Origin of the sequence: Ruania alkalisoli (assembly GCF_014960965.1) — a bacterium.
Taxonomy (GTDB): domain Bacteria; phylum Actinomycetota; class Actinomycetes; order Actinomycetales; family Beutenbergiaceae; genus Ruania; species Ruania alkalisoli.
In genome coordinates, this window is the sequence record NZ_CP063169.1 from 831,042 (window position 1) to 857,139 (window position 26,098).

A 26,098-nucleotide genomic window follows, 5' to 3' on the forward strand; every position below is an offset into this window, starting at 1 on the left:
GTAGCAGCGCACCCCGAACGAAGGAAGGTCCGCGTGACCGCAACGGCCCGCAAGCTTGTGATCGTGGAGTCCCCGGCGAAGGCGCGCACGATCGCTGGCTATCTGGGGTCCGGCTTCGACGTCGAGGCCAGCGTCGGGCACATCCGCGACCTCGCCCAGCCCTCCGAGTTGCCGGCAGAGATGAAGAAGGGGCCGTACAAGAAGTTCGCGATCGACGTCGAGAACGGCTTCGACCCCTACTACGTGGTGGATGCGGACAAGAAGAAGAAGGTCAGCGAGCTCAAGAAGCTCCTGAAGGATGCCGACGAGCTCTACCTCGCCACGGATGAGGACCGCGAGGGGGAGGCCATCGCGTGGCACCTGCTCGAAGTGCTCAAGCCGAAGGTGCCGGTCAAGCGGATGGTCTTCCACGAGATCACCCGCGAGGCGATCCAGCGGGCCCTGGCCGAGCCACGCGACCTGGACACCCGGCTCGTCGACGCCCAGGAGACCCGCCGCCTGCTGGACCGCCTCTACGGTTACGAGGTCTCTCCGGTGCTGTGGCGCAAGGTGCGTCAGGGCTTGAGCGCCGGGCGCGTGCAGTCGGTGGCCACCCGTATGGTGGTCGATCGCGAACGCGAGCGGATGGCGTTCCGCGCAGCCGAGTACTGGGACGTCAAGGGCTCCTTCACCGGTGGCCGCGGGGCGACGTCCGGCACCACCTTCGGTGCCCGCCTGGTGGCCGTCGACGGTGCGAAGGTCGCGACGGGCAAGGACTTCCGCGACGACGCCACGCTCAAGAACCAGAAGGTCCTGCACCTGGACGAGGCGACCGCCACCGGGCTGGTCTCGGCGCTCGAGGGTGCCGACGTCACGGTGAGCTCGGTCGAGGAGAAGCCCTACACCCGCCGTCCGGCGGCGCCGTTCACCACCTCCACGCTGCAGCAGGAGGCTTCCCGCAAGCTGCGGATGAACTCCCGCGCGGCGATGCGCACCGCCCAGACGCTGTACGAGAACGGCTACATTACCTACATGCGTACCGACTCGGTGGCGCTGTCGGGTCAGGCGATCGATGCTGCCCGCCGGCAGGCCACGGAGCTGTACGGGGCTGATTTCATCCCGGCCAAGCCGCGGTTCTACGCCTCCAAGTCCAAGGGCGCTCAGGAAGCACACGAGGCGATCCGCCCGGCGGGGGACTCCTTCCGCACCCCGGCGCAGGTATCCGGCGCACTCAGCGGAGACGAGTTCCGCCTGTATGAGCTGATCTGGAAGCGCACCGTGGCCTCGCAGATGGCCGATGCGAAGGGCTCGACGGCGTCCGTGCGGTTGCAGGGCACGGCATCCGATGGTCGTGTGGCCGAGTTCGCGGCCTCCGGCACCGTCATCACCTTCCGCGGCTTCCTCGCTGCCTATGAAGAAGGTCGCGACGTCGAGCGCTACTCCGACGGAGAGAATGCGGGTGGCAAGGATGCGCGCCTGCCGGACCTGCAGACGGGTGACGGCGTGGCGACCGATGCGCTGGTGGCTGAGGGGCACGAGACCTCCCCACCACCGCGCTACACCGAGGCCAGCCTGGTCAAGGCGCTGGAGGAGCGCGGTATCGGTCGGCCCTCCACCTACGCCGCCACGATCTCGGTCATCACCGACCGTGGCTATGTGTTGCGGCGCGGGCAGGCACTGGTGCCCAGCTGGGTGGCGTTCTCGGTGATCCGGCTGCTGGAGGAGCACTTCCCGAAGCTCATCGACTACGACTTCACAGCCGAGATGGAGTCCGATCTGGACCGGATCGCCGCCGGGGAGGCCGACCGGGTGGACTGGCTCGCCGGCTTCTACTTCGGTCGCGACGGCGCCGAAGGTCTGCAGAACCTGGTGGCGGACCTCGGAGAGATCGACGCCCGGGAGATCAACTCGATCGCGATCGCGGACGGGATCACCCTGCGGGTGGGTCGGTATGGGCCGTACCTGGAGGGAACGCCGTCGGAGGAGGGCGGGCAGGCGCGACGCGCCTCGGTGCCGGATGACATCGCGCCGGATGAGTTGACGGCTGAGAAGGCGGAGGAGCTGTTCGCCGCCAGCGCCGAGGACGGTCGCGAGCTGGGCGTGGACCCGGAGAGCGGGCACACGATCATCGCCAAGAACGGCCGGTTCGGTCCGTATGTGACCGAGGTGCTGCCCGAGCCAGAAGAACCGGCCAAGGGTAAGAAGAAGCCTGCCAAGCCGAAGCCGCGGACGGGCTCGCTGTTCAAGGACATGGACTTGGCGACCGTCGACCTCGCGGCCGCCCTCAAGCTGCTGTCGCTGCCACGGGTGGTGGGTACGGACCCGGAGTCCGGGGATGAGATCACCGCCCAGAACGGTCGGTACGGTCCCTACCTGAAGAAGGGCACGGACTCCCGCTCGCTGACCAGCGAGGATCAGATCTTCGACATCACCCTCGACGAGGCGCTGGAGATCTACTCCCAGCCCAAGCGCGGCCGGGGAGCCACGGCCGCGAAGCCGCTGAAGGAGCTCGGAGAGGACCCCTCGAGCGGGAAGCCGGTGGTCGTCAAGGACGGCAGGTTCGGACCATACGTGACCGACGGCACCACGAACGCCACGCTGCGGGCCGCCGACTCGGTGGAGACGATCACCGCAGACCGGGCGTACGAGCTACTCGCGGAGAAGCGCGCCAAGGGTCCGGCCAAGAAGAAGGCCCCGGCACGTAAGCCCGCGGCTAAGAAGGCACCGGCGAAGAAGGCTGCTACGAAGAAGTCCTGACCGCGGCGTGGTTGCTGGCCGCCGTGCACCTAGGGTAAAGCCATGACCATCCACGATCCCGCCTACGGTCCCGACCCTGCCGACGCCCCGCCGCTGCGCTGGGGGATCCTCGCTGCAGGCGGGATCGCGGCCAAGTTTGCCGCTGATGTGCCTGCACACTCCTCCGGCACGGTGGTGGCCGTGGGATCGCGCAGCCTGGAACGGGCTCAGGCGTTCGCCTCCACACACCAGATCCCGACGGCGCACGGCAGCTATGCGGACCTCGTTGCCGACGAGCAGGTCGAGGCGGTCTACGTGGCCTCGCCGCACTCGGAGCACCTCGAGCACGCGCTGCTGGCGATCGAGGTGGGAAAGCCGGTGCTGATCGAGAAGTCCCTGACCCGTAACGCCGCCGAGGCGCGGGAGCTGTTCGCGGCAGCGAAGGCTCGCGGGGTGTTCGTGATGGAGGCCATGTGGAGCCGTTTCCTGCCGCACATGGTCGCGATGCGGCAGATCATCGCCTCCGGTGAGATCGGCGAGGTGCACATGCTCACTGCCGAACACGGTCAGGGGCTGGACCACCTCGAGGACGAGCACCGGCTGAAGAACCCGGACTTGGCCGGTGGTGCGGTGCTCGACCTGGGTGTCTACCCGATTTCGTTCACTCAGGCGGTGCTGGGGGCCCCGGATCAGATCACTGCCGTGGGAACGATGACCACCACCGGGGTGGACGAGAGTGAGGCGATCACCCTGCGCTACGGCAACCGGGCGCTGGCACTGCTCGGCGCCAGCCTCAAGGGGGCCACACGCAACGCTGCCACGATCACGGGCACCAAGGGCCGGATCGAGATCGAGCCGACGTTCTACGCCCCCACCACGCTCACCGTGGTCCCACGCGAGGGCGAGCCGCGCTCGATCACCCCCGCCGTCGGTGGCGGATTCGAGTACCAGGCGGCCGAGGTGGCCCGCTGCGTCGCAGAGGGCCACCTGGAGTCCGACCTGCACACCTGGGCCCACACCCTCGCCGTCATGGAGACCATGGACGAGGTGCGCCGGCAGCTCGGGGTCGTGCTGCCGGGGGAGTGAGGTGCACGTCGGCCAGAGCAGCACGGCACAGGCGGTCTCCGGGCTGAGCCTGACCGGAGGAGAGGGCTGGACGGCGGCCCTCGCCGTCCGGGACGCCCTCCGCCTGCCGTGGTCGGCGGACGTTCCCGTGCTCGAGCCTGCTGTCCCGACACGCTCCGGCGGTGCTGCGGACGTCTCCGAGCGCGACTGGTTCGCGTGGCTACGGCAGGTGGCCGACGCGCCGCGATCGAGACCCGTCCCGCACCACAGCGCGCCGCTTCGGGAGGCTCAGCGCCAGGTGCGACCGAGCCTGCAGGAGCACGAGGAGATCTGGGACCGCCAGGTAGCCGACCTGGCTGACGCACTCCGGGACGTGCTCAGTGGGGCCATCGCGGGTGGCGGTCGTATCACCTACCTCATTCAGATCGTCCCGGTGGCCGGGGCGTGGAGCCTCGATGTCAGCGCGGCCCACCTGCTCGCCAGTCCCGCGGCGCTCGCGACCCCCGATGCCCGGCGGGAACTGCTCGGGCCGCGGCTCCGCCGTGCTGTCACCGGCTGAGGTTCTGGAACTGCCGGACCGCCAGCGGTACGAAGACGACCAGCAGCAGGACGGGCCAGATCAACGCTCCCGCGATCGCGTGCCCCTCGATCCAGTAGGTGCTGGTGGCCAGATCAACCCCCGGCGTCTGGAAGAGCTCGCGAATCGCGGATGCAGTCGAGGAGACCGGGTTCCAGGCGGCGACGGTGCCCAGCCAGCCGGGCATCATCTGCGGCGGTGCGAAGACCGAGGAGATGAAGCCGAGCGGGAAGGCGATCGCGAACAGGTTCCCGGCGCCCTCGGTGTTCTTGACCCGCAGGCCGATCCAGATCCCGACGAAGATCAGGGCGAACCGCAGCCACAGCAGCAGACCGAACGCCGCGAGCGTATCGGTGACCGGACCGGCGGGACGCCAGCCGATCGCCAGCGCGATGCCGACGATCACCGCGAGGTCCACCGCCGCCTGGATGATGTCTGCCACGCCCCGGCCCGTCACCACGGCGGAGGAGGACATCGGCATGGACCGGAAGCGGTCCATGAACCCCTTCTCCTTGTTGAACGCCACCGGGAACGCCGTGTTCATGAACCCGAAGGCGATCGTCATGGCGAACATGCCGGGCATGGCGTAGTCGATGTACCCCACGCCCGCACCCATCCCGGTCACGTCCATCGCGCTGCCGAAGACGTAGACGAACATCAGCACCATCACCACGGGCATCCCGAGCTGCCAGGCGAACGTGGACGGTTGGCGCAGCAGGTGCATGAACTCCTGCAGCACAATCGTCCAGGTGTCCTTGAACGCCCACAGCACGCGGCTTCCGGGAGTCTCGTCGGGTGCGGTGAGCGGCTGGGTCGATGTGGTGCTCATGAGGTCTCCTCAGTCGGTCCGGTCAGCACGGCCTGGTCGCCCGTCAGCTGGAGGAAGGCTTCGTCGAGGGTCGGGCGGCGGAGCGCGATGTCGGCCAGGTCGAGGCCGGCCGCCCGGATCTCGGAGGCCACGTCGGTCAGGGCGCGCACGCCGTCGGGTACCGGCACGCTCAGGGTGCTGCCGCCGGGTGTCGTGTCCGCCACGAGCTCGGTGACGCGCTGCACGAGCTCCACCGCCTGATCGAGGTCGGCGGGGTCGGCCACGGTCAGTTCGAGCCGCTCGTCGCCGATGCGGCGCTTGAGTCCCGCCGGGGTGTCCTCGACGAGATTGCGGCCGTGGTCGACCACGCTGATCCGGTCACAGAGCTGGTCGGCCTCGTCGAGGTAATGGGTGGTCAGCAGCACTGTGGTGCCCTGGGCCGCGAGCTGTCGGATCGCGTGCCACACCTCGCGCCGTCCGGCCGGGTCCAGCCCGGTGGTCGGTTCGTCGAGGAACAGCACCTGCGGTGCGAGGATCATCGAGGCCGCCAGATCGAGGCGGCGGCGCATCCCGCCGGAGAACTTCTTCGGCGCCCGGTTCGCGGCCTCGGCCAGGCTGAACTGCTCGAGCAGCTCGTCCGCACGTCGCGTGGCCGATCGCTTGTCGAGCCGGAACAGGCGCCCGAACATGGTGAGGTTCTGCCGGGCGGTCAGCAGATCGTCGACTGCCGTCTGCTGGCCTGTCAGGCCGATGGCCCGCCGGACCAGGCGTGCTGAGGTCTTGACGTCGTGACCGGACACTGTGGCCCGGCCTTCGTCCAGGCGGGTCAGCGTGGTCAGGATGCGCACGGTCGTGGTCTTGCCTGCGCCGTTCGGGCCGAGCAGCCCGTGCACGGTGCCGCGCGGGACGGCGAGATCGACGCCGTCGAGAGCGACGGTAGGGCCGTAGCGCTTGGTCAGGCCTCGCGCTTCGACCGCCAGGTCGGTTGGTGGCATGTCCCCTCCTTCTGGGTGCGGTGTACGCACAAACTACTGCGTACGACGCACCCGGTCAAACTGCGTACGATGCACGCGGAAAGATTGCTACAGTAGGAATCCATGGCCACCACCACATCCGAGTCGCACGAGAGCGAAGCGCACGCCCAGCTCGTCCGTGCTCTGGAACTGCTCTGGCACGGCCACACACCGACCGGACGCGGCCCCAAACCGGGGCTGACCGTGGAGGCGATCGTCGACGCAGCTATCGATGTCGCTGATGCCGACGGGGTCGAGGCGCTCTCGATGCGTCGGATCGCCCGGGAGCTCGGCGTGGGCACGATGAGCCTGTACCGCTACGTCCCGGACAAGAACGTGCTCCTCGCCCTCGTGCTGGACCGGGTTCTCGCACCGACAGGTGAGGCGCCACAGCCACCTCTCACGTGGCGCGACACGTTGGAGTCCAACGCGCGCTCCGCCCGAGCCCTGTACCTGCGGCACCGATGGCTGCTTCAGGTCAACATGACGCGACCAGCGCTCGGTCCGGGCACGGTGGCTGGCCTCGAGCGGACCATGGCGGGCCTGGTCGATCTGCCGCTCAGTGACAAGGAGCGGATGAACGTGGTGGTCGCACTCGAAGGCTTCGTGACCGGCGCGGTGCGCGAGCAGATCTTCTACGAGCAGATCGCTGAGGAGTCCGGACTCGACGACGAGGCCTTCTGGGGAGCCCAGTTGCCGTTCATGGAGGTTGCGATGACATCCGGGACCTACCCGACGATGGCCTCGCTGAGCAGCGACACCTTCGAAGGAACCTGGGAGGAGACGTTCGATCTGGGCCTGACCTGCTTCCTCGACGGGTTGGAGCGACGGGTCGGTCGGGGATAGTCGGTGGGCGCCGATACGCTGCTCCGGTGACCCCCGGACTGTTCATCTCCTTCGAAGGCGGCGACGGCGCCGGCAAGACCACCCAGCTGAACCGCCTCGCTGACTGGATCGCGGAGGCGACTGCGCGTGAGGTGGTGCGCACCCGCGAACCGGGAGGGACCGCCGTCGGGAAGACGTTGCGCGAAGTGCTCCTGCACGGAACGGATCTAGACCCACGCACCGAGGCGCTGCTGTTCGCCGCCGATCGTGCGTACCACGTGGCATCGCTGGTCCGGCCCGCCCTGGAACGCGGGGCCGTGGTTCTCAGCGACCGCTACCTCGACTCCTCAGTCGCGTACCAGTCGGGTGGCCGCGCGCTTCCGCCCGAGGAGGTCGAGCAACTCTCCCTCTGGGCCACCGAGAGTCTGCTTCCCGATCTCACCGTGCTGCTGGACCTGGACCCGGTGCACCTGGCTGAACGAATCGGCGACCATCCCGATCGGCTCGAACGGGCGGGCAGCGAGTTCCACCGCCGCACCCGGCAGGCGTTCCTCGACCGAGCCGCCGCCGATCCGGGTCGGTGGCTCGTGGTCGACTCCTCCCGGCCGAAAGGCGAGGTGGCCGAGCGGATCCGCAGCCGGGTCGAGACGCTGCTGGAGGACATGCCGTGAGCGTGTGGACCGAGCTCGTCGGGCAGGACCGTGCCGTCGAGGTGCTCTCCGCCGCAGCATCCGAACCTGCTGCCATGACGCACGCGTGGCTCATCACTGGCCCTCCCGGCTCCGGCCGGTCGGTGGCTGCACGCGCCTTCGCCGCTGCCCTGCAAGACCCTCACGACAGCGATGGCTCCAGCCACGAGGTCCGCACGGCGCTCGCGGGAACGCACGCCGATGTCACCGTCTTCGCCACCGAGAAGGTCCAGATCAGCATCGCTGAGGCCCGCGAGCTCGTCGGGCTCGCCCAGCGTTCCCCCTCCCAGGGGCGCTGGCGGGTGATCATCGTCGAGGACGCCGACCGCATGACCGAGCGCACCGCGAACGTGCTACTCAAGGCCATCGAGGAGCCGCCGCCGCGGACCGTATGGATCCTGTGCGCCCCGAGTCCGATGGATGTGCTCGTCACGATCCGCTCCCGTTGCCGGCCCGTGAACCTACGGGTTCCTCCGGCCGAGGCGGTCGCCGACCTGCTCGTGCGCCGCGACGGCATCGACCCCGAGCTGGCCCTCACCTGCGCGCGTGCGGCACAGAGTCACATCGGCATGGCGCGCCGCCTCGCCACCCATCCGGATGCCCGCGCCTACCGGGAGAAGGTCCTCGCGGTCCCCACCTCCATCCGGGGTGTCGGCGACGCGGTGCTCGCCGCCCAGACCCTCGTCGAGGACGCGACCGAGCAATCCAAGCTCGCGACCACCGAACGTGACGCCGCCGAGAAGGCCGAGCTGCTGCGCACACTCGGGGCCGAGGAAGGAGCCCGTATCCCGCCCGCGCTGCGTGCGCAGATCCGTCAGCTGGAGGAGGAGCAGAAACGCCGAGCCCGCCGCTCTCTCATCGACCTGCTCGACCGGGCGATGATCGATCTGCTCTCCTTCTACCGGGACGTGCTCGTCACTCAGCTGGGCAGTGACGTCCCGCTCATCAACCAAGCTCAGACCCAGCAGGTGCAGGCGATGGCCGGCGCCACCGCCCCGGAGCAGTCCGTGCACCGGATGCAGGCCGTGGGACTCGCACGCACCCGCATCGCCGCCGGAGCGGCACCGTTGCTCGCCGTCGAGGCCCTCACGATCGCGTTGCGCCCACAGGGGTGACGGCGGAGCTGCGCATCCCCCACACGTAGACTGCCGTCGTGGTCTTCTCCCGCGCGCGCCTCGCTGCCTCCGCCGTCGGCCTCGCACTGCTCACAGGGTGCACGACTGCCGCACCGATGGTGCAGCCCACCGACACCAGCGCACCCGTCCCGGACGAACTCGAGCAGTACTACACGCAGGAACTCGACTGGTCCGAGTGCGGGACCAACTTCGACTGTGCCGATGTCACGGTGCCCATGGACTACGACGAACCTGACGGGGAGACGATCACGATCGCCGTCAAGACCTTCCGCGCCGCCGACACGGCCCAGGGAACGCTGTTCGTCAACCCCGGTGGTCCCGGCGGCTCCGGCATCGAGATGGTCGAGAACATCAGCTCCTACTTCGGCTCGGAGCTGCTGCGCAACTTCGACATCGTCGGTTTCGACCCGCGCGGAGTGGGGGAGTCCTCTGCGGTGCGCTGCTACGACAGCGCCGAGCTCGAGGAGTACTACTCCCTGGAGTTCGACCTCGAGACCGACCAGGGGTGGGACGACTACGTCCAGGCGCTGACCGACTATGGCGACGCATGCGAGGCCAACACCGGCGAACTGATCGGCCACGTCGACACCATCAGCGCCGCGCGTGACCTCGACGTGCTGCGCGCCGTCATGGGCGAGTCGACCTTGACCTATCTGGGCTACTCCTACGGAACCTTGCTCGGCGCCACCTACGCCGACCTGTTCGGCGACAACGTCGGCCGGCTCGTCCTCGATGGAGCGATCGATCCCTCGTTGAGCTTCACCGAGGTCAGCACGGGCCAGGTCCGCGGCTTCGAACGGGCCTACCGCTCCTATCTCGAAGACTGCCTCGCCGGTGCCGACTGCCCGTTCTCCGGCACGGTCGACGAGGCCATGCAGCAGACGATCGATCTCGTCGAGCAGACACGCGACACCCCGGTCGAGACCAGCGATCCGGACCGGCCCGTCGACGACGCGTCTCTGTTCAACGCGATCACCGTCACCATGTACAGCCCGGCGTCCTGGCCGTCACTGACCAGCGCTATCGACGCGCTGCTCAAGGATGACGGTTCCCAGGTGCAGTTCCTCTCCGACTACGCGCTCGAACGCGAGGACGACGGCACCTACCCCGAGGACCAGGGTGCCTTCCGGGCAATCGACTGCCTCGACTATCCGGTCGAGCTGGACCGGCAGACCAGTACGGCGAACGCTGAGGCGAACGAGGAGCTCTCCGAGCTGTTCGGTGAGGCGTTCAGCTACGGGGAGCCCGGGTGCGCCACCATGCCCGTCGCCTCCGACGCCGTCCGGGAGGAGATCGCCGCCCCCGGTACGCCGCCGATCGTCGTCATCGGCACCACCCGCGATCCGGCCACACCGTATGAGTGGGCCGAGGCGCTCGCCGAGCAGCTCGAATCGGGCGTCTTCATCGGCTACGACGGCGACGGTCACACCGCCTATGGCGCGGGCAGCGCGTGCGTGGACGAGGCCGTCGAGGCCTTCCTGCTGGAGGGCCTCGTGCCGGAAGACGGCCTCACCTGCTGAAGCTGCGCCGTCGGGAGTGAACGTGAAGCCCGCCACAGGTGGGCTCTCGTTTTGGTGCAGCCCGACGGCGCCCGGTACAGTGGGTGCCGCCTCATCGCTGATGAGCGCGCCGCCTTAGCTCAGTCGGCAGAGCGATTCACTCGTAATGAATAGGTCAAGGGTTCGATTCCCTTAGGCGGCTCAGAGGATGATCGGCCCGGTTGCTGACGAAAGTCGGGACCGGGCCGTTCTGCTTTCGATCCGCTCCACATTCTCGACCCCAACCCACACCCCGATGGTCCTGCGAGGATTTGAAGCCTTACCCTGACCTACTCGCCCATGTTGGCAACTACTCGCAAGACCGAACAGGCGCGTACCTCATCGCGGAGTTGGCCCGGTCTGACGACTATGGGTCGGCTGACCTTCCCGGCCGGCTGCTTCTCGAAGAGGCCATGACGGCAATTGGGGCGGTCTCTTTGGTCGTGAGTTCCCCTCAGGGCCGGGAGCGCTTTAAGGTGTGCTCCCGACGTATCTGGCGCGTCAATCCGGCACCACAAGCATCCGGTGCGTCAGCCCGGCCACACCCACTCCGCCACCTCGGGGATGTCCTGCCCATGATCGCGGGTGTACTGGCGTGCCCGTAGCCGCGCGTCCGCCATCTGCTGACGCAGCCCAGCGGCCCGTGAGCCGAGCGAGGTCACCCGGTCGATCACGTCCATCACCAGGTGGTACCGGTCGAGGTCGTTGAGCATCACCATGTCGAACGGCGTGGTGGTGGTGCCCTCCTCCTTGTAGCCGCGCACGTGGATGTTCGGATGCCCGGTCCGGCGGTAGGTGAGCCGGTGGATGAGCCACGGGTACCCGTGGAAGGCGAAGATGACCGGCGCATCAGTGGTGAACACCTGGTCGAACTCGCGGTCGGTCAAGCCATGGGGATGCTCTGCGGCGTCCTGCAGCCGCATCAGGTCCACCACGTTCACCACCCGCACCCGCAACTCGGGCAGGTCCTGGCGCAACAGGTCTGCCGCGGCGAGTGTCTCCAGAGTCGGTACGTCCCCCGCGCACGCGAGCACCACATCCGGGTCCTCGCCTGCGACCTCGGCACCCGCCCACTCCCAGATGCCCAGCCCGCGTGCGCAGTGCGCCTGTGCCTCCTCCAATGGGAGAAACTGCGGCCCGGGCTGCTTCCCGGCAACGACGACGTTCACCAGCTGCCGGGAACGCAAGCAATGGTCGTAGGTGCACAACAGGGTGTTCGCATCCGGTGGCAGGTACACCCGCACTAACTCGGCCTTCTTGTTCATCACCACGTCGAGGAAGCCCGGATCCTGATGGGTGAAGCCGTTGTGGTCCTGGCGCCACACGTGGCTGGAGAGCAGGTAGTTCAGGCTCGCGATCGGTCGCCGCCACGGGATCTGGTTCGTGGTCTCCAGCCACTTGGCGTGCTGGTTGAACATCGAGTCCACGATGTGCACGAACGCTTCGTAGCTGGTGAAGATGCCGTGCCGGCCGGTGAGCAGGTAGCCCTCGAGCCATCCCTGGCACTGGTGCTCGGACAGCATCTCCATCACCCGCCCGGCGCGAGCGAGGTGGTCGTCCACCTCCGGGCGCAGGTACTCGGCATTCCACTGCTTGCCGGTCACCTCGTAGACCGCCTGCAGCCGGTTCGAGGCCACCTCGTCCGGCCCGAAGAGGCGGAAAGTCTCCGGGTTGAGTCGGATCACCTCGCGCAAGTACTCCCCGAGGGTGGTGGTAGCCGCACCGTGCGTAGCGCCCGGATCGGGGACGTCGACGGCGTGATCGGCGATGTCCGGCAGCACCAGGTCGCGAAGCAGCAGGCCACCGTTTGCGTAGGGGGTGTCGCTCATGCGCATCGGCCCTTGTGGAGCGAGTGCGGTGATGTCCTCGGCTACCCGACCGGCGTCGTCGAACAGGTCCTCGGGCCGGTAGGAGTGCAGCCAGTCCTGCAGCAGCTCCAGGTGCTCCGGATTATCCCGAGGCGCGGAGATCGGCACCTGGTGTGATCGCCAGGAGTCCTCCGTCACCTTCCCGTCGACCGTGGCCGGGCAGGTCCAGCCCTTGGGGGTGCGTAGCACGATCGCCGGCCACGCGGGTCGTTCTGTGGAGCCGGCCTCTGCTTCGGACTTGATCCGGGCGATGTGGTCGAGCACCTCGTCGAGCAGAGCCGCGAATCGCTCGTGAGTACTCACCGGGTCTTCGTCGTCGAACCCGCCGGTGAACACGTACGGGGTGTGCCCGTACCCGCGCAACAGCGCCGTCAACTCCTCTTCCGGGATCCGGGCGAGCACCGTCGGGTTGGCGATCTTGTAGCCGTTGAGATGCAGGATCGGCAGCACGACGCCGTCGGTGTGAGGGTTGAGGAACTTGTTGGAGTGCCAGCTGGTGGCGAGTGCACCGGTCTCGGCCTCGCCATCACCGATCACCGCCGCCACGAGCAGGTCCGGGTTGTCGAATGCGGCGCCGTAGGCGTGCGAGAGCGCGTACCCGAGTTCCCCGCCCTCGTGGATCGAACCCGGCGTCTCGGGCGCCGCATGGCTGGGGATCCCGCCGGGGAAGGAGAACTGGCGCATCAACCGGCGCAGACCGTCCTCGTCGCCGGTGATGTGGGAGTAGATCTGCGAGTAGGTGCCGTCCAGATAGGCGTTCGCCACCATCCCCGGGCCACCATGTCCTGGGCCGGTGATGTACAGCGCCTGCTGGTGCCGCTCGCTGATCACCCGATTCAGATGCGCGTAGAGGAAGTTCAGACCCGGGGTGGTGCCCCAGTGGCCCAGGAGCCGCGGTTTGATGTGCTCAGGTGCCAGCGGCTGCCGCAGCAGTGGGTTGTCGAGCAGGTAGATCTGGCCCAGCGAGAGGTAGTTCGCTGCGCGCCACCACCGGTCGACCTGTCGCAGCCTGGCGTTGTCTGGGCCCACGTGCGTGCTCATCTGAGTGTGCTCTCCCTCGCGAACTGCCGGCCGCAGCCGACGTGGACACGTCCACCTCCATCCAAACCCACGCGGCCGCAGTCTGCCTCCCGGGAGCCCGGCCGGATGGCGAGTCGCCGGAGCATGCGGCACAGTGACGCACAGGATCCGACTCGTCACGAAGAGGAGCGTCGCGATGCCCGGACTGGTGTTCATCGGAGCAGGACTCGCCACCGCCACAGCGGTCACGGCGTTGCGGGAGGCTGGTGACACCCGGCCGCTGACCATCGTCGGCGACGAGGGCGAGCTGCCGTACGAACGCCCCGGGCTGTCGAAAGGTGTCCTCCTCGGCGACGATCCGGTGGACTCGCTCTACGTGCACGACGCCGACTGGTACGCCGCGCACGACGTGAGCACGATCCTCGACGACGCCGCTGTTTCTCTCGACCCGAGGGCCCACACCGTCCGGCTCACCTCGGGTGAGGTTCTCGACTACGACGACGTCGTCGTCGCCACCGGCGCCGCGGCGCGCCGGCCATCGATCCCGGGCGTTGACCTTCCCGGTGTGCTCACCTTGCGTCGCATCCCTGAGTCGACTGCGCTGCGTGCGGCCTTCACGCCGGATCGCTCGGTGGTGATCGTCGGGGCTGGATGGATCGGCCTGGAGGTCGCCGCTGCGGCCCGGACAGCCGGTGCGTCCGTGACCGTCCTGGAGTCCGCCGACGTCCCGCTGCGAGCTGCGCTCGGCCCTGAGCTCGGCGCCCACTTCGCCCAGCTGCACCGTGATCACGGTGTCGATCTGCGCACGGGTGTGGCCGTGCAAGCTATCGAAGGCGAGGAGACGGTCACCGGCGTCGACGTCGACGGGCAGACGATCCCGGCAGACCTGGTGGTGCTCGGTGTCGGCGCCACCCCGAACATCGAGCTGGCTCAGGCCGCGGGACTGGAGCTCGAGAACGGTGTCGTCGTGGACGAGCAGCTGCGAGCGGCTGCGCACGTCTACGCGATCGGCGATGTCGCCGCCGCCCGGAATGCCGCCATGGGCACCACGCTCCGGGTGGAGCACTGGGACAACGCCAAGCGTCAGGGGGTGCTCCTCGCCGAGGTGCTCACCGGCTCCGGCGCCCGCTACGACTGGGCTCCCTACTTCTTCACCGACCAATACGACCTCGGGATGGAGTACGTCGGCCACAGTGCTCCCGATGACGAGGTGGTGCTGCGTGGTGCCCCGGAATCGGGGGAGTTCCTCGCGTTCTGGACTCGCGACGGCGCGCTCACGGCGGCCATGAACGTCAACATCTGGGACGTCTCGGACGATCTGCGCGCGCTGCTTGGGCGCTCGATCGCCCCGGCCCGCCTGGTCGACGAGTCGATCCCGCTCACCGAGCTGTGATCTCCCGGCGCGGCCGGACTTCCCGGCTGCGTGCAACGATGGGCTCGCTGGTGACACAGAACCTCTGACAGTGGCGTGCCGGCACCAGGAGAGGTCGATGACGAGCAATGACGAGACGTGGTTCGAGGACCAGTTCACCGCCCACGTCGACGCGGTCCACCGCTTCCTGCTGCGACGTGGCGCCGGCTCCGATGCCGAGGACCTCTGCGCCGACGTCTTCGCCACCGCCTGGCGCCGTCGGAACGATGTGCCGGGCGGGCACGAGCTTCCGTGGCTCTACCGCACCGCGGGTTTCATCCTCGCCAATCACCGGCGCAAGCTCCGTCCTGTCCCGGTGCCTGAGGTCCCCGAGGATCACGACGGCGCCCCCTCCGATCCCGCCGACCTCGCCTTGGCGGACGTCGAGCTCACGGAGGTACTGACGGCGTTGAGCGCCAAGGACCGTCACGTGCTGCTGCTGCATGCGTGGGAGGGCCTGGACGGCGTCGCGCTGGGGCACGCCCTCGGCATCAGCCGTGGTGGAGCGGCGGCTGCTCTCTCCCGTGCCCGGTCTCGCTTGCGGGAGGCGTGGCAGGAACGCGTCGGGGCGTGATTCCCGCCCACGATGCGCTGCACCTGCAACGTCTGACCTGATCACCACACAGGCACGGTAACGACCACCCCGAGACCGGGAGATCCGATGACTGATCACGACCACGAGGAACCGCTTGACCGGCTTCGCGCCAGCGACCCCGCCGCCGAAGCGCCGGCCGTGGACCGTGCCCGTGTGCGCGCGGCCGTGGACGCCCGGCTGGCGGGTGACCACTCGGCCGGCGGGGCGCCGGCCGATCAGCTGGCTGCGCGCCGTGGTCGCAGGTGGCCCCAGTACGCGGCCGCGGCCGCGGTGGCACTGCTCATCGGTGTCGGCGGATACTCGCTCGGTGCCTCCGGTGCAGGCGGCACTGGTATGGCCGCGGAGGACGCAGCGGTGGGAGACGGAGCCAGTTCGGAGATGGCGGAGCAGGACTCCGCGACCTCCGACATGGCGGCGCCGGGCCCCGGATCGTCGGAGGAAGCCGACAGCGCCAGCGAACTGTCCATCGGCCCGTACTCCCCGCGCACGGTGTTCACCGCGTCTGGGCTGAGCACCCAGGCGGGCTCCGCGCCCGTGTACGGACTGGACGCCTCCGGTGTGGCGACCGCCGAACGCGCCCGCCAGATCGCCGAGGCGCTCGGGCTCGAACCCGATCCGGTCGAGGAGGACGGCGCCTGGAGCATCGGCTCCTACGACACCGGAGAGCCCGTGCTGCGGCTCTACGCCGACGGCACGGTCGAGTACTCCGACCCGGCCCGCGATCCGTGGCGGTGCGGGGAGGCCACCGTGCGCGACGACGCTGATGATGTTGACGACGCCCCGGGCACCGAGGAGGGCGGCATTGAGCCCGCCTCGCCCGCGTGTGCTGATCCGCAGGGTGAGGCACCTGCCCCCGACGAGGCCGAGGCGATGTTCGCCGAGATGCTCACCTCCCTCGGTGTGGACCCGGCCGACTACGCCGTCACCGCCGACCGCGGTACGGAGGGCCCGGTCGCCTACGTGAACGCCGACCTGCTCGTCGAGGGCGAGCCGACCGGCGTCACCCTCGGCGGCGGGGTGACCCCCGACGGCGTCACCCACGTGTGGGGATCGCTGGCCGTCCCGTACGACCTGGGAAGCTACGACGTCGTCTCCGCTCAGGAGGCCGTGGAGCGGCTCATGGACCCCCGGTTCGGCGGGTCGAGCAGCGACGTGATGCCCTATGCGCTCGAGGACGCCCCGGTGGAAGGGCCGCCGCCGGCCTCTGAGCCCGAATCCATCGAACCGGGAGCGTCCATCCCGTGGCCGGTGCGGCAGGTCACCATCACCGGTGCCGAGCTGGGGCTGCAGAGTCTGTATACCGACTCCGGCCAGGTGCTGCTGGTGCCGACCTACACCCTCACCGGTAGCGACGCGGGTGGTGACGCAGGCACCTGGACCGTGATGGCCGTGGCCGAGAATGGCCTGGACCTGGGCTGATCCCACCCGTGGCAGACTGACACGGTGTCGAACGCGAGCACTCAGACCACCACCGATCCGGGCGTCGCCGGCCTGGTGACCGCCCTGCGCGCGGAACTCTCCGGTGATGTGGACGCCAGTACGCGTCGCCGCGCCGAGTACAGCACGGATGCCTCCAACTACCGGGTGGTCCCGCAGGTGGTGGTGTTCCCGCGCAGCACCGACGACGTGCTCGCCACCCTGCGCGTGGCCCGGGAGCGGGGGGTGCCGATCACCGCTCGTGGCGCCGGAACCTCGATCGCCGGCAACTCCGTCGGTACCGGTGTGGTCATCGACTTCTCCCGGTACCTGAACCAGGTGCTCGAGATCGACCCGGAGGCGCGCACCGCCCGTGTGCAACCCGGGGTGATCATGTCGGATCTGCAGAAGGCCGCCGCACCGTACGGGCTCCGGTTCGGCCCCGACCCCTCCACCCAGTCCCGCGCCACACTCGCCGGCATGATCGGCAACAACGCCTGCGGACCGCACGCCGTGGCTTGGGGGCGGACCGCCGACAACACCATCTCCCTCGACGTGGTGGATGGAGCCGGGCGACGCTTCACCGCGGGTGCCGGTGACCTCAGCGCCGTGCCCGGCCTGGAGGAGCTCGTCCAGGCCAACCTCGCCACCATCCGCACCGAGTTCGGCCGCTTCGGCCGGCAGGTGTCGGGCTATTCGCTCGAGCACCTGCTTCCCGAGAACGGGGCCGACCTGGCGAAGTTCCTCGTCGGTACCGAAGGCACTCTGGTCACCGTGCTGGAGGCGACTGTGCGGCTCGTGCCTATCCCGGCCGCGCCGGTTCTGCTGGCTGCGGGCTACCCGGACATGCCCAGTGCCGCCGACGCCGTGCCGGCGATGCTCGCCCACGGTCCCCTCGCCGTCGAGGGACTCGACGCCGAGCTGGTGGAGATGGTGCGCCGCCACAAGGGTGACCACGCCATCCCTGACCTACCCGAGGGTGCAGGATGGCTCCTCATCGAGGTGGGTGGTGACACCGAAACCGAGGCCCTCGCCAAGGCTCGTGAGATCGCTGCCGACGCCGGCACCGAGGCCGTGCAGATCGTGCCCGCCGGCCCGGAGGCGGCGGCCCTCTGGCAGATCCGTGCCGACGGCGCCGGCCTGGCCAGCCGTACCCTCGACGGTGCACAGGGATGGCCCGGGTGGGAGGATGCTGCCGTCCCGCCCGAGAAGCTCGGGGCCTACCTGCGCGACTTCCAGGCGCTTATGGTCGAACACGGCGTCTCCGGGTTGCCGTACGGGCACTTCGGAGATGGCTGCATCCACATCCGCATTGACTTCCCGCTCGATCCCGAGGACGGTCCGGCGGGTGTGGCCGTGTTCCGCCGATTCATGGTCGCCGCCGCCGAGCTGGTCGCCTCCCACGGGGGCTCCCTCTCCGGCGAGCACGGCGACGGTCGTGCTCGCAGCGAACTGCTGCCGCTGATGTACTCCCCGGAGGCGATCGCAGCCTTCGAGGCAGTCAAGGCCATCTTCGACTCCGGTGACGTGCTCAATCCCGGCGTCGTGGTCCGCCCGCGCGCCCTGGACGACGATCTGCGACGCCCGCACGTGCGGGCGCTGCCGATGCTCGCCGGGTCCGGCTTTTCCTTCTCCCATGACGGCGGCGACATGGCTATGGCTGTGCACCGCTGCACCGGAGTGGGCAAGTGCCGCGCCGATCTGCCGAGCTCGTTCATGTGCCCCTCCTACCTCGCGACCAAGGATGAGAAGGACTCCACGCGCGGCCGGGCCCGGGTGCTGCAGGAGATGGCCAACGGGTCGCTCGTGCAGGGCTGGGATGCTCCCGAGGTGCACGAGTCGCTCGATCTGTGCCTGTCCTGCAAGGCATGCTCCTCAGACTGCCCCACCGGGATCGACATGGCGCAGTACAAGTCCGAGGTGCTGCACCGCACCCACCGCGGCAAGATCCGCCCGGTCGCTCACTACGCGCTCGGCTGGCTGCCGCGCTGGGCCCGCGCCATCACCAGCGCGGGAGTGCTCGCGAAGGTGACCAACGCCGTCCTCGGGGTGCGTCCGATCGCTCGTCTCGTCCTCCGCCTCGGTGGCATGGACTCCCGGCGCAGCATGGTCACCTTCGCCGAGGAGCCGCTGCGCCGGTGGTGGCGCCGGCGCCCGACGGCGGAGCACACCGCTCCCGGAACCGCACCGTTGCGGGAGGTGCTGGTGTGGGCGGACTCGTTCTCCACGTATCTCGACACTGCCGGTGGCCGGGCGATGATCGCGCTGCTCGAGCAGGCCGGCTTCACCGTGCGGATGCCAGAGGCGAGCGCCTGCTGCGGCCTGACCTGGATCTCCACCGGCCAGCTCGACGGTGCCCGTACGCGGCTGCGGCAGACAATGGACGTGCTTGCCCCCTACGCCAAGGCCGGGATCCCGATCGTCGGGATCGAGCCTTCGTGCACCGCGGTGCTGCGATCGGACCTGCCGGACTTGTTCCCGGACGATCCTCGCGCCCGCTTGCTCGCGGAGAACACCCTGACCCTCGCCGAACTGCTCACGGGGGAGCATCGACCTGCGGGCTGGCGGCCGCCGGACCTGACCGGCACCACAGTGATCGCTCAGCCGCACTGCCACCAGCACGCCGTGATGGGCTACACCCACGATCTGGAGCTGTTGCGCCAGGCCGGTGCCGAGGTCACCACGCTCACGACCTGCTGCGGTCTCGCCGGTAACTTCGGGATGGAGACCGGTCACTACGACGTCTCGGTGGCCGTGGCGGAGCAGTCGATGCTCCCCGCACTGCGAGGAGCCCCCGACGGTGCGGTCTTCCTCGCCGACGGGTTCTCCTGCCGGACCCAGGCCGAGCATCTTGCTGGGGTTCGCGGCGTACACTTGGCCCAGTTGCTCACGACCCCTGGGGGCAGGGCGGATCGCGAGCAACCGTGAATCCCGCCTATCATCCATCGAGAACGGTCGCCTCAACGCCATGCCGTCCTTCGCCTTCGATTCCGGTCTCCTCGTCCCCACTGTGCTCGGCCGACGAACGAGCACGCCACTGACTCCTGAGCTGCGACGGGCGTTGCGGCAGTACCTGCTCGACGTCGTCGATGTGGACCTGCTGCCGATCTCCTGGTCGGACGAGGCCGAACCGGTGCTCACGGCGATGGATCCTGCGGGGCAGGTCGTTACCGCCATCGTGGTCGACTCGATCGACGGCGTCGGGCTGGTGCGCGCTCTGGCACGTGCTGGGGAGACAGCTGCCTCCTCATGGCTGGCGATCGCCTCCCGCCATCCCGGCGGGGTGGACGAGTTCCGCCGCGCCTGGTCTGCGTTCCGGGAGACTCGGCCCGCAGGTGCTCAACCCGGCCCGCAGCTGATCGTGCTCGCAGGGGCGGTCGACCCGGAGGTGCTCGCCGCGACCCGGGTGATGCACGGGGTGCTCGTGTATTCGGTCGATGTGCGGGAAGGATCGAACGGCGACGAGCTCGTCGATGTCTCGGCCGTGCACCGGCCCCGGGTGCGGGTGCTCGATCACGACGTGGTCCACGAACCCGAGCAGCTCGCGCTCCTGTCCGATGGCGCAGCCCCCGGCGCCCTCGTCGCCCTCGCCCCGCCCGCGGTAGCTGGGGACGAGGCTCCTCCGATCGAAGATACGGCGGTCATCCCACCGGTGGTGCCCGATGACGACGCTGGCGACGAGCTGCGCATCGACCCACAGCTGGTGGCCGTGGCCTCGCTCGTGGGCGCGCCGATGCCCATCGAGGCCCACACGAACGGTCAGTTGCGGACAGGCTCGTTGCAGGCGGACGGTACCGTCCTGGTGGACGGGGCGGCCCACCCCACGTTGGAGAGCGCGGCGGCACGCATCGGCGCCGAGCCCGCACACGCCTGGTCACTGTGGCAGATCGCTGGGTTCCCCATGGCCGACGCGCGCGACGAGGCCGCGCGGGCAGCGGAGGAAGAGTCGGCCGTCGAGACGCGGTCGCGACGTCGGCGCCACTAGCGATCAGAGGGAGGGTGGTGGTGCCGTGCTCTCCCGGACGACGAGCTCGGTGGCCAGATCCACCCGCAGTGCGGACGGTTGCTCCCCACGAGCGAGTGTGAGCACCATCTGCGTCGCGGTCGCGGCCATCTGCCGGAGCGGCTGGTGAACCGTCGTGAGCGTGGGGGAGTACCAGGACGCGATCGGTAGATCGTCGTAGCCGACCACGGAGAGATCCTCGGGGACGCGCAGGCCCAGTTCGCGTGCCGCGCGCAGCACGCCCACGGCCTGCATGTCCGAGCCCGCGAAGACCGCGGTGGGCCGGTCGGGGCGGCTGAGCAGGTCACGCGCGTGCTCTTCCCCGCGCCAGATGTAGAAGTCGCCCCAGCGCACCAGGGCAGGGTCGTAGCTGAGGCCAGCGCGCTCCAGGGCACTGCGGTACCCGTCCACCCGGGCACGCGAGCACAGCACGTCCGGCTGCCCGGAGATCACGGCGATCCGCCGGTGACCGAGGTCGAGGAGGTGCTTGGTCGCCGCCAGGCCTCCATCCCAGTTGGTCGAGCCGACAGCAGGCACGCCCGGGTGAGGCTCGCCGTCGGTGTCCACGACGACCGAGGGGATCCCGCGGGAGGTGAGCTGGTCGTGCTGGGCGTCGGTGAGCCGGGCGAGCACCAGGATCACCCCGAGTGGACGACGCGCGAGCACGTTGTCGAGCCAGTCCTGTGCCGGGCGGTGGCGGCCGCCGAGCTCGGAGAGCACCATGCCGGCGCCGGCGGTGGCGGCGCTCTCCTCGACGGCCCGGATGATCTCCATCGACCACTCGTTGGTGATCTCATGGAAGACCAGGTCGATCATCGCGGGCCCGGATCGTGCCGGACCTCGTGGGCGGCGCTGGTACCCGTGCCTGCTGACGACCTCCTCCACCCGGGCGCGTGTGGCGGCGGCGACATCGGAGCGGCCGTTGAGGACCTTCGAGACGGTCGGGACCGACACCCCGGCCTCGGCCGCGATCGAGGCGATCGTCGGCCGTGACGTCGCTGTCATCCGGAGCTCCTCTCGCAAGTTTCGGACCTGAAGGCTAGCACGCGTGTATCCGATCGACGAGCGACTCCCTGGCCCCGACGCTGTTGACGCTGCTTCTGCGGTGTCGTATGGTCATGCCACTATCGCAATGACCGCGAAAGTTTCGATCCCTCGCTGGGCGAAGCTGACCGACGAAGGAGTCCGATGGCGCTGCACGCCGACGCCGATACCCGCTGGCAGGACGACACCCTGCCGGTGACCTCCCGCGTGGACGCCCTTCTCGAGGACCTCACCCTCGAGGAGAAGGTGGCCCAGCTCGTCGGTCTGTGGGTCGGGGCCAACCCCGAGACCGGGGATGTGGCGCCGCAGCAGTCGGAGATGGCCACGGAGCCGGTCTCCTGGGAGCGGGCGATCCAGTACGGACTCGGCCAGCTGACGCGCCCGTTCGGAACCGTGCCGGTGGAGCCAGAGGCTGGAGCTCGGGGTCTTGCGGCCTCGCAGCGGGAGATCATGGCCGCCCAGCGGCTGGGCATCCCCGCCCTCGTGCATGAGGAGTGCCTGGCGGGTTTCGCCGCCTGGAAGGCCACCGCCTACCCGGTGCCACCCAGCTGGGGTGCGACCTTCGACCCCGAGCTGATCGCGCAGATGGCCGCACGGATCGGCGTCTCGATGCGCGCTGCCGGTGTGCATCAGGGTCTCGCGCCGGTGCTCGACGTCGCTCGCGACTACCGGTGGGGCCGGGTGGAGGAGACCATCTCGGAGGATCCGTATCTCGTTAGCGCCATGGGTGCTGCCTATGTCCGCGGTCTGGAGTCGTCCGGGATCGTCGCCACTCTCAAGCACTTCCCTGGCTACTCCGCCTCGCGCGCCGGACGCAACCTCGCTCCGGTCTCGATGGGGCCACGGGAGCTGGCCGACGTCATCCTCCCGCCGTTCGAGGCGGCTCTGCGCGCAGGGGCGCGCTCGGTGATGCACTCCTACACCGAGATCGACGGCGTTCCCACCGCCTCCGACGAGCGTCTCCTGACCGGGCTGCTGCGCGAGGAATGGGGCTTTGACGGGACCGTCGTGGCCGACTACTTCGGCGTGCGCTTCCTGCAGAGCCTGCATGGCGTGGCCGGTGACGCGGCTGAAGCTGCCGCACTCGCCCTGCGTGCCGGCGTCGACGTCGAGCTGCCCTCGGCCGACGCCTACCCCTCGTTGGTCGAGGCCGTCCGTGCGGGGGACGTGCCCGAGGAGCTCATCGACCGGGCGGTGCGTCGCGTGCTCGCCCAGAAGATCGAGCTCGGCCTGCTGGACGCCGGCTACACCCCCGAACCGGCCGGCCCGGTGGTGCTCGACGACGCCGAGAGTCAGCAGCTGGCGCTCCAGCTCGCCCGGGAAGGGCTCGTGCTTGTGGCCAACGACGGCGTTCTGCCCCTGGCCCGGGAGCGCCGGGTCGCGGTGGTGGGCCCACTGGCAGAGGACCCTTACGCCATGCTCGGGTGCTACTCGTTCCCCGCCCACGTCGGGGTGCGCCACCCCGAGCGGGCGATGGGTATCGACATCCCCACGGTGCTTGCCGAGCTGCGCACCCGGACGAACGCGACCCATGCCCGTGGTGTCGACGTCACCGACCCCGATACCAGCGGAATCGCCGAGGCCGTCACGACAGCCGCACAGGCCGACGTCTGCGTCGCCGTGGTCGGGGACCGGTCCGGTTTGTTCGGCCGGGGCACCTCCGGTGAGGGGTGCGATGCGCGCGACCTACGTCTGCCGGGCAAGCAGCAGGAGCTGCTGGAGGCCCTGCTCGCCGCCGGAACCCCCGTCGTCGTGGTGGTCCTCAGCGGCCGGCCCTACGCGCTGGGTGAGGTCGCGGACCGGGCGAGCGCCGTCGTCTGGGGCTTCTTCCCCGGGCAGCGCGGGGGGCAGGCACTGGCGGAGATCCTCACCGGTGAGATCGCGCCCTCAGGGCGCCTGCCGCTCAGCATCCCCGCCGAACCGGGCAGCGGACCCGGCACCTACCTGACCCCGCCACTCGGGCGGCCCAGCTCGGTCACCACCATCGACACCACACCCGCGTACTGGTTCGGCCACGGCCTGACCTACACCAGCTTCGACTGGACACCGGCCCAGGTGGCAGATCCGGTCTGGGACACCGCCGGCAGCGCGAGGCTCACGCTGCAGGTCCGCAACACCGGCGAGCGTGCGGGCACCGAGGTGGTCCAGCTCTACCTGCACGACCCCGTCGCCCAGGTCACCCGCCCCGTGGTGCGGCTCGTCGGCTTCGCCCGGCTCGACCTCGAGGCCGGCGAGCAGGCAACCGTGACCTTCGAGGTGCCGGCCGACGTCACCGCGTTCACTGGTCGCGACCTGCAGCGCATCGTCGAACCCGGGCGCATGCAGCTGCGGCTGGCGCGATCCGCCGGAGACGTCCAGAGCACCCTCGAGCTCGACCTCGTGGGCCCTGTTCGCACGGTCGGCCACGACCGTGAGCTGTTCTCGGCCGTTCACGTGGAGGTGAACTGATGGCTGCGGTGACCACGCCGAGGAGCGCCCCGGCCCAAGCCCCACCGGATCGCCCGCGCAAGGGCCGCCGTCGGGACGGCCGCCCGAGCCTGCGGCGCTCGATCAGACGCGACTGGCGGCTCTACACCTTCCTGGTGCTGCCGATCGTGTACCTGCTCGTCTTCAAGTACACCCCGATGGCCGGGAACATCATCGCCTTCCGCAGGTTCCGCCCCGGCGGGTCGATCTTCGGTGACGAGTGGGTGGGACTGCACTACATCGAGCAGTTCCTGAACGACCCGACCTTCTGGCGGGTGTTCACCAACACCCTGGTCCTGGGCTCGTTGACGCTGCTCATCGTCTTCCCACTGCCGATCATCCTCGCCCTCATGCTCAACGAGGTGCGCACACGCTTCTTCAAGCGGTTCGTGCAGACCGTCAGCTACCTGCCGCACTTCATGTCGATCGTGATCGTGGCCGGGATGGTGCTGCAGCTGACCTCCCTCAACGGTTCGGTCAACCAGCTGATCGAGGCGATCGGCGGCGAACCGATCTCCTTCATGCAGGATCCGGACTGGTTCCGCACGATCTACATCAGCTCCGAGATCTGGCAGACCGTCGGCTGGGGGACGATCCTGTACCTGGCAGCGCTGACCACCATCGACGACCAGCTCTACGAGGCGGCCCGCATCGACGGTGCCGGACGTTGGCTGCAGACGTGGCACATCACCCTGCCGGGCATCCGGCCCACGATGATGGTGCTGCTGATCCTCAACATCGGTCAGTTCATGGCCGTCGGGTTCGAGAAGATCCTGCTGCTGTACAACCCGCTGCTGTATCCCACCGCCGATGTGATCGCCACCTACCTGTACCGGGTGGGCATCGGCTCCGGCAGTTACTCCTACTCCACTGCGATCGGCCTGTTCGAGGCACTCATCGGGGTCACCCTGGTGATGACCGCGAACGCGATCTCCCGCCGAGTCTCCGGGAGCTCCCTGTGGTGACCACGAACCAGTCCCCCGACCTGACCCGCGTGCGGCCCACCACCGTGGCCGACTCCCGTGGCTATCGCGTCTTCCAGGTGGTGAACACCACCGTGCTGCTGCTCGTCGCCGCACTGACGTTGTATCCCTTCGTGAACCTCGTGGCGAAGGCCTTCAGCTCCGAGGGCTACATCGTGGCCGGGCAGGTGAACCTGATCCCGCGCGGCTTCAACACCACCACGTTCACCGCGGTGATGAGCGATGAGATGTTCTGGCTCAACTACCGCAACACCGTGGTCTACACCGTGGTGGCGACTGTGATCGCGATGGCGTTGACGACCACCTTCGCCTACGCCCTCTCCCGCCGTGAGCTGCGCGGGCGCACCTTCTTCATCGGTATGGCCGTGTTCACGATGTTCTTCAACGGCGGCCTGATCCCGAACTATCTGCTGATCAACTCCCTCGGCTTCAAGAACACCATCTGGGCGATCGTCATCCCGAACGCGATCAGCATCTTCAACCTGCTGATCATGAAGTCCTTCTTCGAGAACTTCCCGAAGGATCTCGAAGAAGCGGCCTCGATCGATGGCCTGACGACGTACGGCATCTTCGGCCGGATCGTGCTGCCGCTGAGCAAGGCGGTCATCGCCACGATGGTGCTCTTCTACGCAGTCTCGTTCTGGAACAACTGGTTCCAGGCGTTTCTGTACATGGACAGATCCGATCTGTACCCGGTGACCGTGTACCTGCGGAACCTGCTCGCCGCGGCCACCAGCACCGAATCCCTGGGCGCAGACAGCGCCCAGATCGCCGCGAATGTGCAGGCGGTGACGATGGTGCTCACCGTGCTGCCGATCGTGTGCGTCTACCCCTTCATCCAGCGCTATTTCGTGTCCGGAGTGATGCTCGGCTCCGTCAAGGGCTGAGTCTCGCCACCACCCACCTCGAACCGAACGAGGACGTTC

Annotated in this window: 19 protein-coding genes and 1 tRNA gene; 16 read left to right on the forward strand and 4 right to left on the reverse strand. The window is 68.9% G+C overall.

The genetic code is table 11. From position 1 onward, the window contains the following. The first annotated feature begins 33 nt into the window (after positions 1 to 33). From topA to IM660_RS03475, 3 genes are read left to right on the forward strand one after another with little or no spacing between them, the layout of a single operon-like run. The gene (gene topA / locus IM660_RS03465; protein WP_193498034.1) at positions 34 to 2,736 is read left to right on the forward strand and encodes a type I DNA topoisomerase; all 2,703 of its coding nucleotides are present in this window, start codon (positions 34 to 36) and stop codon (positions 2,734 to 2,736) included. 42 nt (positions 2,737 to 2,778) lie between these two features. Further along, a complete protein-coding gene (locus tag IM660_RS03470; RefSeq protein ID WP_193498035.1) occupies positions 2,779 to 3,801 on the forward strand; it encodes a Gfo/Idh/MocA family protein in 1,023 nt (340 codons plus the stop codon). Between the two features lies 1 nt (position 3,802). Beyond that, positions 3,803 to 4,339: a hypothetical protein gene (locus IM660_RS03475; protein WP_193498036.1), complete on the forward strand. Its 537-nt coding sequence runs from the start codon at positions 3,803 to 3,805 to the stop codon at positions 4,337 to 4,339. On the opposite strand, the gene IM660_RS03480 is transcribed toward IM660_RS03475, so the two are convergent. Both IM660_RS03480 and IM660_RS03485 read right to left on the reverse strand, forming a co-directional pair. Then, entirely contained in the window at positions 4,329 to 5,186 is an 858-nt protein-coding gene (locus IM660_RS03480) for an ABC transporter permease (RefSeq protein ID WP_193498037.1), read from the reverse strand. The genes IM660_RS03475 and IM660_RS03480 overlap by 11 nt on opposite strands. After that, positions 5,183 to 6,160 (reverse strand): ATP-binding cassette domain-containing protein, encoded by a 978-nt coding sequence (locus IM660_RS03485; protein WP_193498038.1) that lies wholly within the window; start codon positions 6,158 to 6,160, stop codon positions 5,183 to 5,185. Before IM660_RS03485 ends, IM660_RS03480 begins: the two co-directional genes overlap by 4 nt. 102 nt (positions 6,161 to 6,262) lie before the next feature. On the opposite strand from IM660_RS03485, the gene IM660_RS03490 reads away from it, so the two are divergent. The 5 genes from IM660_RS03490 (at position 6,263) to IM660_RS03510 (ending at position 10,529) form a co-directional block, all read left to right on the forward strand. Continuing rightward, positions 6,263 to 7,024 carry a TetR/AcrR family transcriptional regulator gene (locus tag IM660_RS03490; protein ID WP_193498039.1) on the forward strand — a complete coding sequence of 254 codons (762 nt, stop codon included), beginning with the start codon at positions 6,263 to 6,265 and terminating at the stop codon, positions 7,022 to 7,024. A 26-nt stretch (positions 7,025 to 7,050) separates the two neighbouring features. Beyond that, positions 7,051 to 7,674, forward strand: a complete 624-nt coding sequence (gene tmk / locus IM660_RS03495) for a dTMP kinase (protein WP_210769069.1) — start codon at positions 7,051 to 7,053, stop codon at positions 7,672 to 7,674. After that, entirely contained in the window at positions 7,671 to 8,807 is a 1,137-nt protein-coding gene (locus tag IM660_RS03500; RefSeq protein ID WP_193498040.1) for a DNA polymerase III subunit delta', read from the forward strand. The genes tmk and IM660_RS03500 overlap by 4 nt, the downstream gene beginning before the upstream one ends. Before the next feature lie 38 nt (positions 8,808 to 8,845). Continuing rightward, positions 8,846 to 10,348 carry an alpha/beta hydrolase gene (locus IM660_RS03505; protein ID WP_193498041.1) on the forward strand — a complete coding sequence of 501 codons (1,503 nt, stop codon included), beginning with the start codon at positions 8,846 to 8,848 and terminating at the stop codon, positions 10,346 to 10,348. 108 nt (positions 10,349 to 10,456) lie between these two features. After that, a tRNA-Thr gene (locus IM660_RS03510) sits at positions 10,457 to 10,529 on the forward strand. A gap of 367 nt (positions 10,530 to 10,896) precedes the next feature. On the opposite strand, the gene IM660_RS03515 is transcribed toward IM660_RS03510, so the two are convergent. Then, positions 10,897 to 13,275, reverse strand: a complete 2,379-nt coding sequence (locus tag IM660_RS03515; RefSeq protein ID WP_193498042.1) for a phosphoketolase family protein — start codon at positions 13,273 to 13,275, stop codon at positions 10,897 to 10,899. Between the two features lie 175 nt (positions 13,276 to 13,450). Between IM660_RS03515 and IM660_RS03520 the strand changes: the two genes are divergently transcribed. From IM660_RS03520 to IM660_RS03540, 5 genes are all read left to right on the forward strand, one after another. Continuing rightward, a complete protein-coding gene (locus tag IM660_RS03520) occupies positions 13,451 to 14,647 on the forward strand; it encodes an NAD(P)/FAD-dependent oxidoreductase (protein WP_193498043.1) in 1,197 nt (398 codons plus the stop codon). A gap of 97 nt (positions 14,648 to 14,744) precedes the next feature. Beyond that, positions 14,745 to 15,239, forward strand: coding sequence for an RNA polymerase sigma factor (locus IM660_RS03525; protein ID WP_193498044.1), 495 nt, complete (start codon positions 14,745 to 14,747; stop codon positions 15,237 to 15,239). 87 nt (positions 15,240 to 15,326) lie between these two features. After that, complete coding sequence (locus IM660_RS03530) at positions 15,327 to 16,679, forward strand: hypothetical protein (protein WP_193498045.1); 1,353 nt, start codon at positions 15,327 to 15,329, stop codon at positions 16,677 to 16,679. Between the two features lie 24 nt (positions 16,680 to 16,703). Further along, positions 16,704 to 19,604: an FAD-binding and (Fe-S)-binding domain-containing protein gene (locus tag IM660_RS03535; RefSeq protein ID WP_193498046.1), complete on the forward strand. Its 2,901-nt coding sequence runs from the start codon at positions 16,704 to 16,706 to the stop codon at positions 19,602 to 19,604. A gap of 40 nt (positions 19,605 to 19,644) precedes the next feature. Continuing rightward, positions 19,645 to 20,661 carry a hypothetical protein gene (locus IM660_RS03540; RefSeq protein ID WP_193498047.1) on the forward strand — a complete coding sequence of 339 codons (1,017 nt, stop codon included), beginning with the start codon at positions 19,645 to 19,647 and terminating at the stop codon, positions 20,659 to 20,661. A gap of 3 nt (positions 20,662 to 20,664) precedes the next feature. Here the strand turns inward: IM660_RS03540 and IM660_RS03545 are convergent, their stop codons facing one another. Further along, the gene (locus tag IM660_RS03545) at positions 20,665 to 21,684 is read right to left on the reverse strand and encodes a LacI family DNA-binding transcriptional regulator (protein WP_193498048.1); all 1,020 of its coding nucleotides are present in this window, start codon (positions 21,682 to 21,684) and stop codon (positions 20,665 to 20,667) included. 183 nt (positions 21,685 to 21,867) lie between these two features. Here IM660_RS03545 and IM660_RS03550 point away from each other — a divergent pair, with 183 nt between their 5' ends. From IM660_RS03550 to IM660_RS03560, 3 genes are read left to right on the forward strand one after another with little or no spacing between them, the layout of a single operon-like run. Further along, a complete protein-coding gene (locus IM660_RS03550; RefSeq protein WP_193498049.1) occupies positions 21,868 to 24,171 on the forward strand; it encodes a beta-xylosidase/alpha-l-arabinosidase in 2,304 nt (767 codons plus the stop codon). Continuing rightward, the gene (locus IM660_RS03555; protein ID WP_193498050.1) at positions 24,171 to 25,154 is read left to right on the forward strand and encodes an ABC transporter permease; all 984 of its coding nucleotides are present in this window, start codon (positions 24,171 to 24,173) and stop codon (positions 25,152 to 25,154) included. Before IM660_RS03550 ends, IM660_RS03555 begins: the two co-directional genes overlap by 1 nt. Next, a complete protein-coding gene (locus IM660_RS03560) occupies positions 25,148 to 26,059 on the forward strand; it encodes a carbohydrate ABC transporter permease (RefSeq protein ID WP_193498051.1) in 912 nt (303 codons plus the stop codon). Before IM660_RS03555 ends, IM660_RS03560 begins: the two co-directional genes overlap by 7 nt. The last annotated feature ends 39 nt before the right edge of the window (positions 26,060 to 26,098 follow it).

Excerpts from the sequence above, each read along its gene's own strand:
- IM660_RS03470 (WP_193498035.1), top strand. The coding sequence starts at position 2,779 with ATGACCATCCACGATCCCGCCTACGGTCCCGACCCTGCCGACGCCCCG.
- IM660_RS03480 (WP_193498037.1), bottom strand. The coding sequence starts at position 5,186 with ATGAGCACCACATCGACCCAGCCGCTCACCGCACCCGACGAGACTCCC.
- IM660_RS03485 (WP_193498038.1), bottom strand. The coding sequence starts at position 6,160 with ATGCCACCAACCGACCTGGCGGTCGAAGCGCGAGGCCTGACCAAGCGC.
- IM660_RS03490 (WP_193498039.1), top strand. The coding sequence starts at position 6,263 with ATGGCCACCACCACATCCGAGTCGCACGAGAGCGAAGCGCACGCCCAG.
- IM660_RS03515 (WP_193498042.1), bottom strand. The coding sequence starts at position 13,275 with ATGAGCACGCACGTGGGCCCAGACAACGCCAGGCTGCGACAGGTCGAC.
- IM660_RS03520 (WP_193498043.1), top strand. The coding sequence starts at position 13,451 with ATGCCCGGACTGGTGTTCATCGGAGCAGGACTCGCCACCGCCACAGCG.
- IM660_RS03525 (WP_193498044.1), top strand. The coding sequence starts at position 14,745 with ATGACGAGCAATGACGAGACGTGGTTCGAGGACCAGTTCACCGCCCAC.
- IM660_RS03530 (WP_193498045.1), top strand. The coding sequence starts at position 15,327 with ATGACTGATCACGACCACGAGGAACCGCTTGACCGGCTTCGCGCCAGC.
- IM660_RS03540 (WP_193498047.1), top strand. The coding sequence starts at position 19,645 with ATGCCGTCCTTCGCCTTCGATTCCGGTCTCCTCGTCCCCACTGTGCTC.
- IM660_RS03545 (WP_193498048.1), bottom strand. The coding sequence starts at position 21,684 with ATGACAGCGACGTCACGGCCGACGATCGCCTCGATCGCGGCCGAGGCC.
- IM660_RS03550 (WP_193498049.1), top strand. The coding sequence starts at position 21,868 with ATGGCGCTGCACGCCGACGCCGATACCCGCTGGCAGGACGACACCCTG.
- IM660_RS03555 (WP_193498050.1), top strand. The coding sequence starts at position 24,171 with ATGGCTGCGGTGACCACGCCGAGGAGCGCCCCGGCCCAAGCCCCACCG.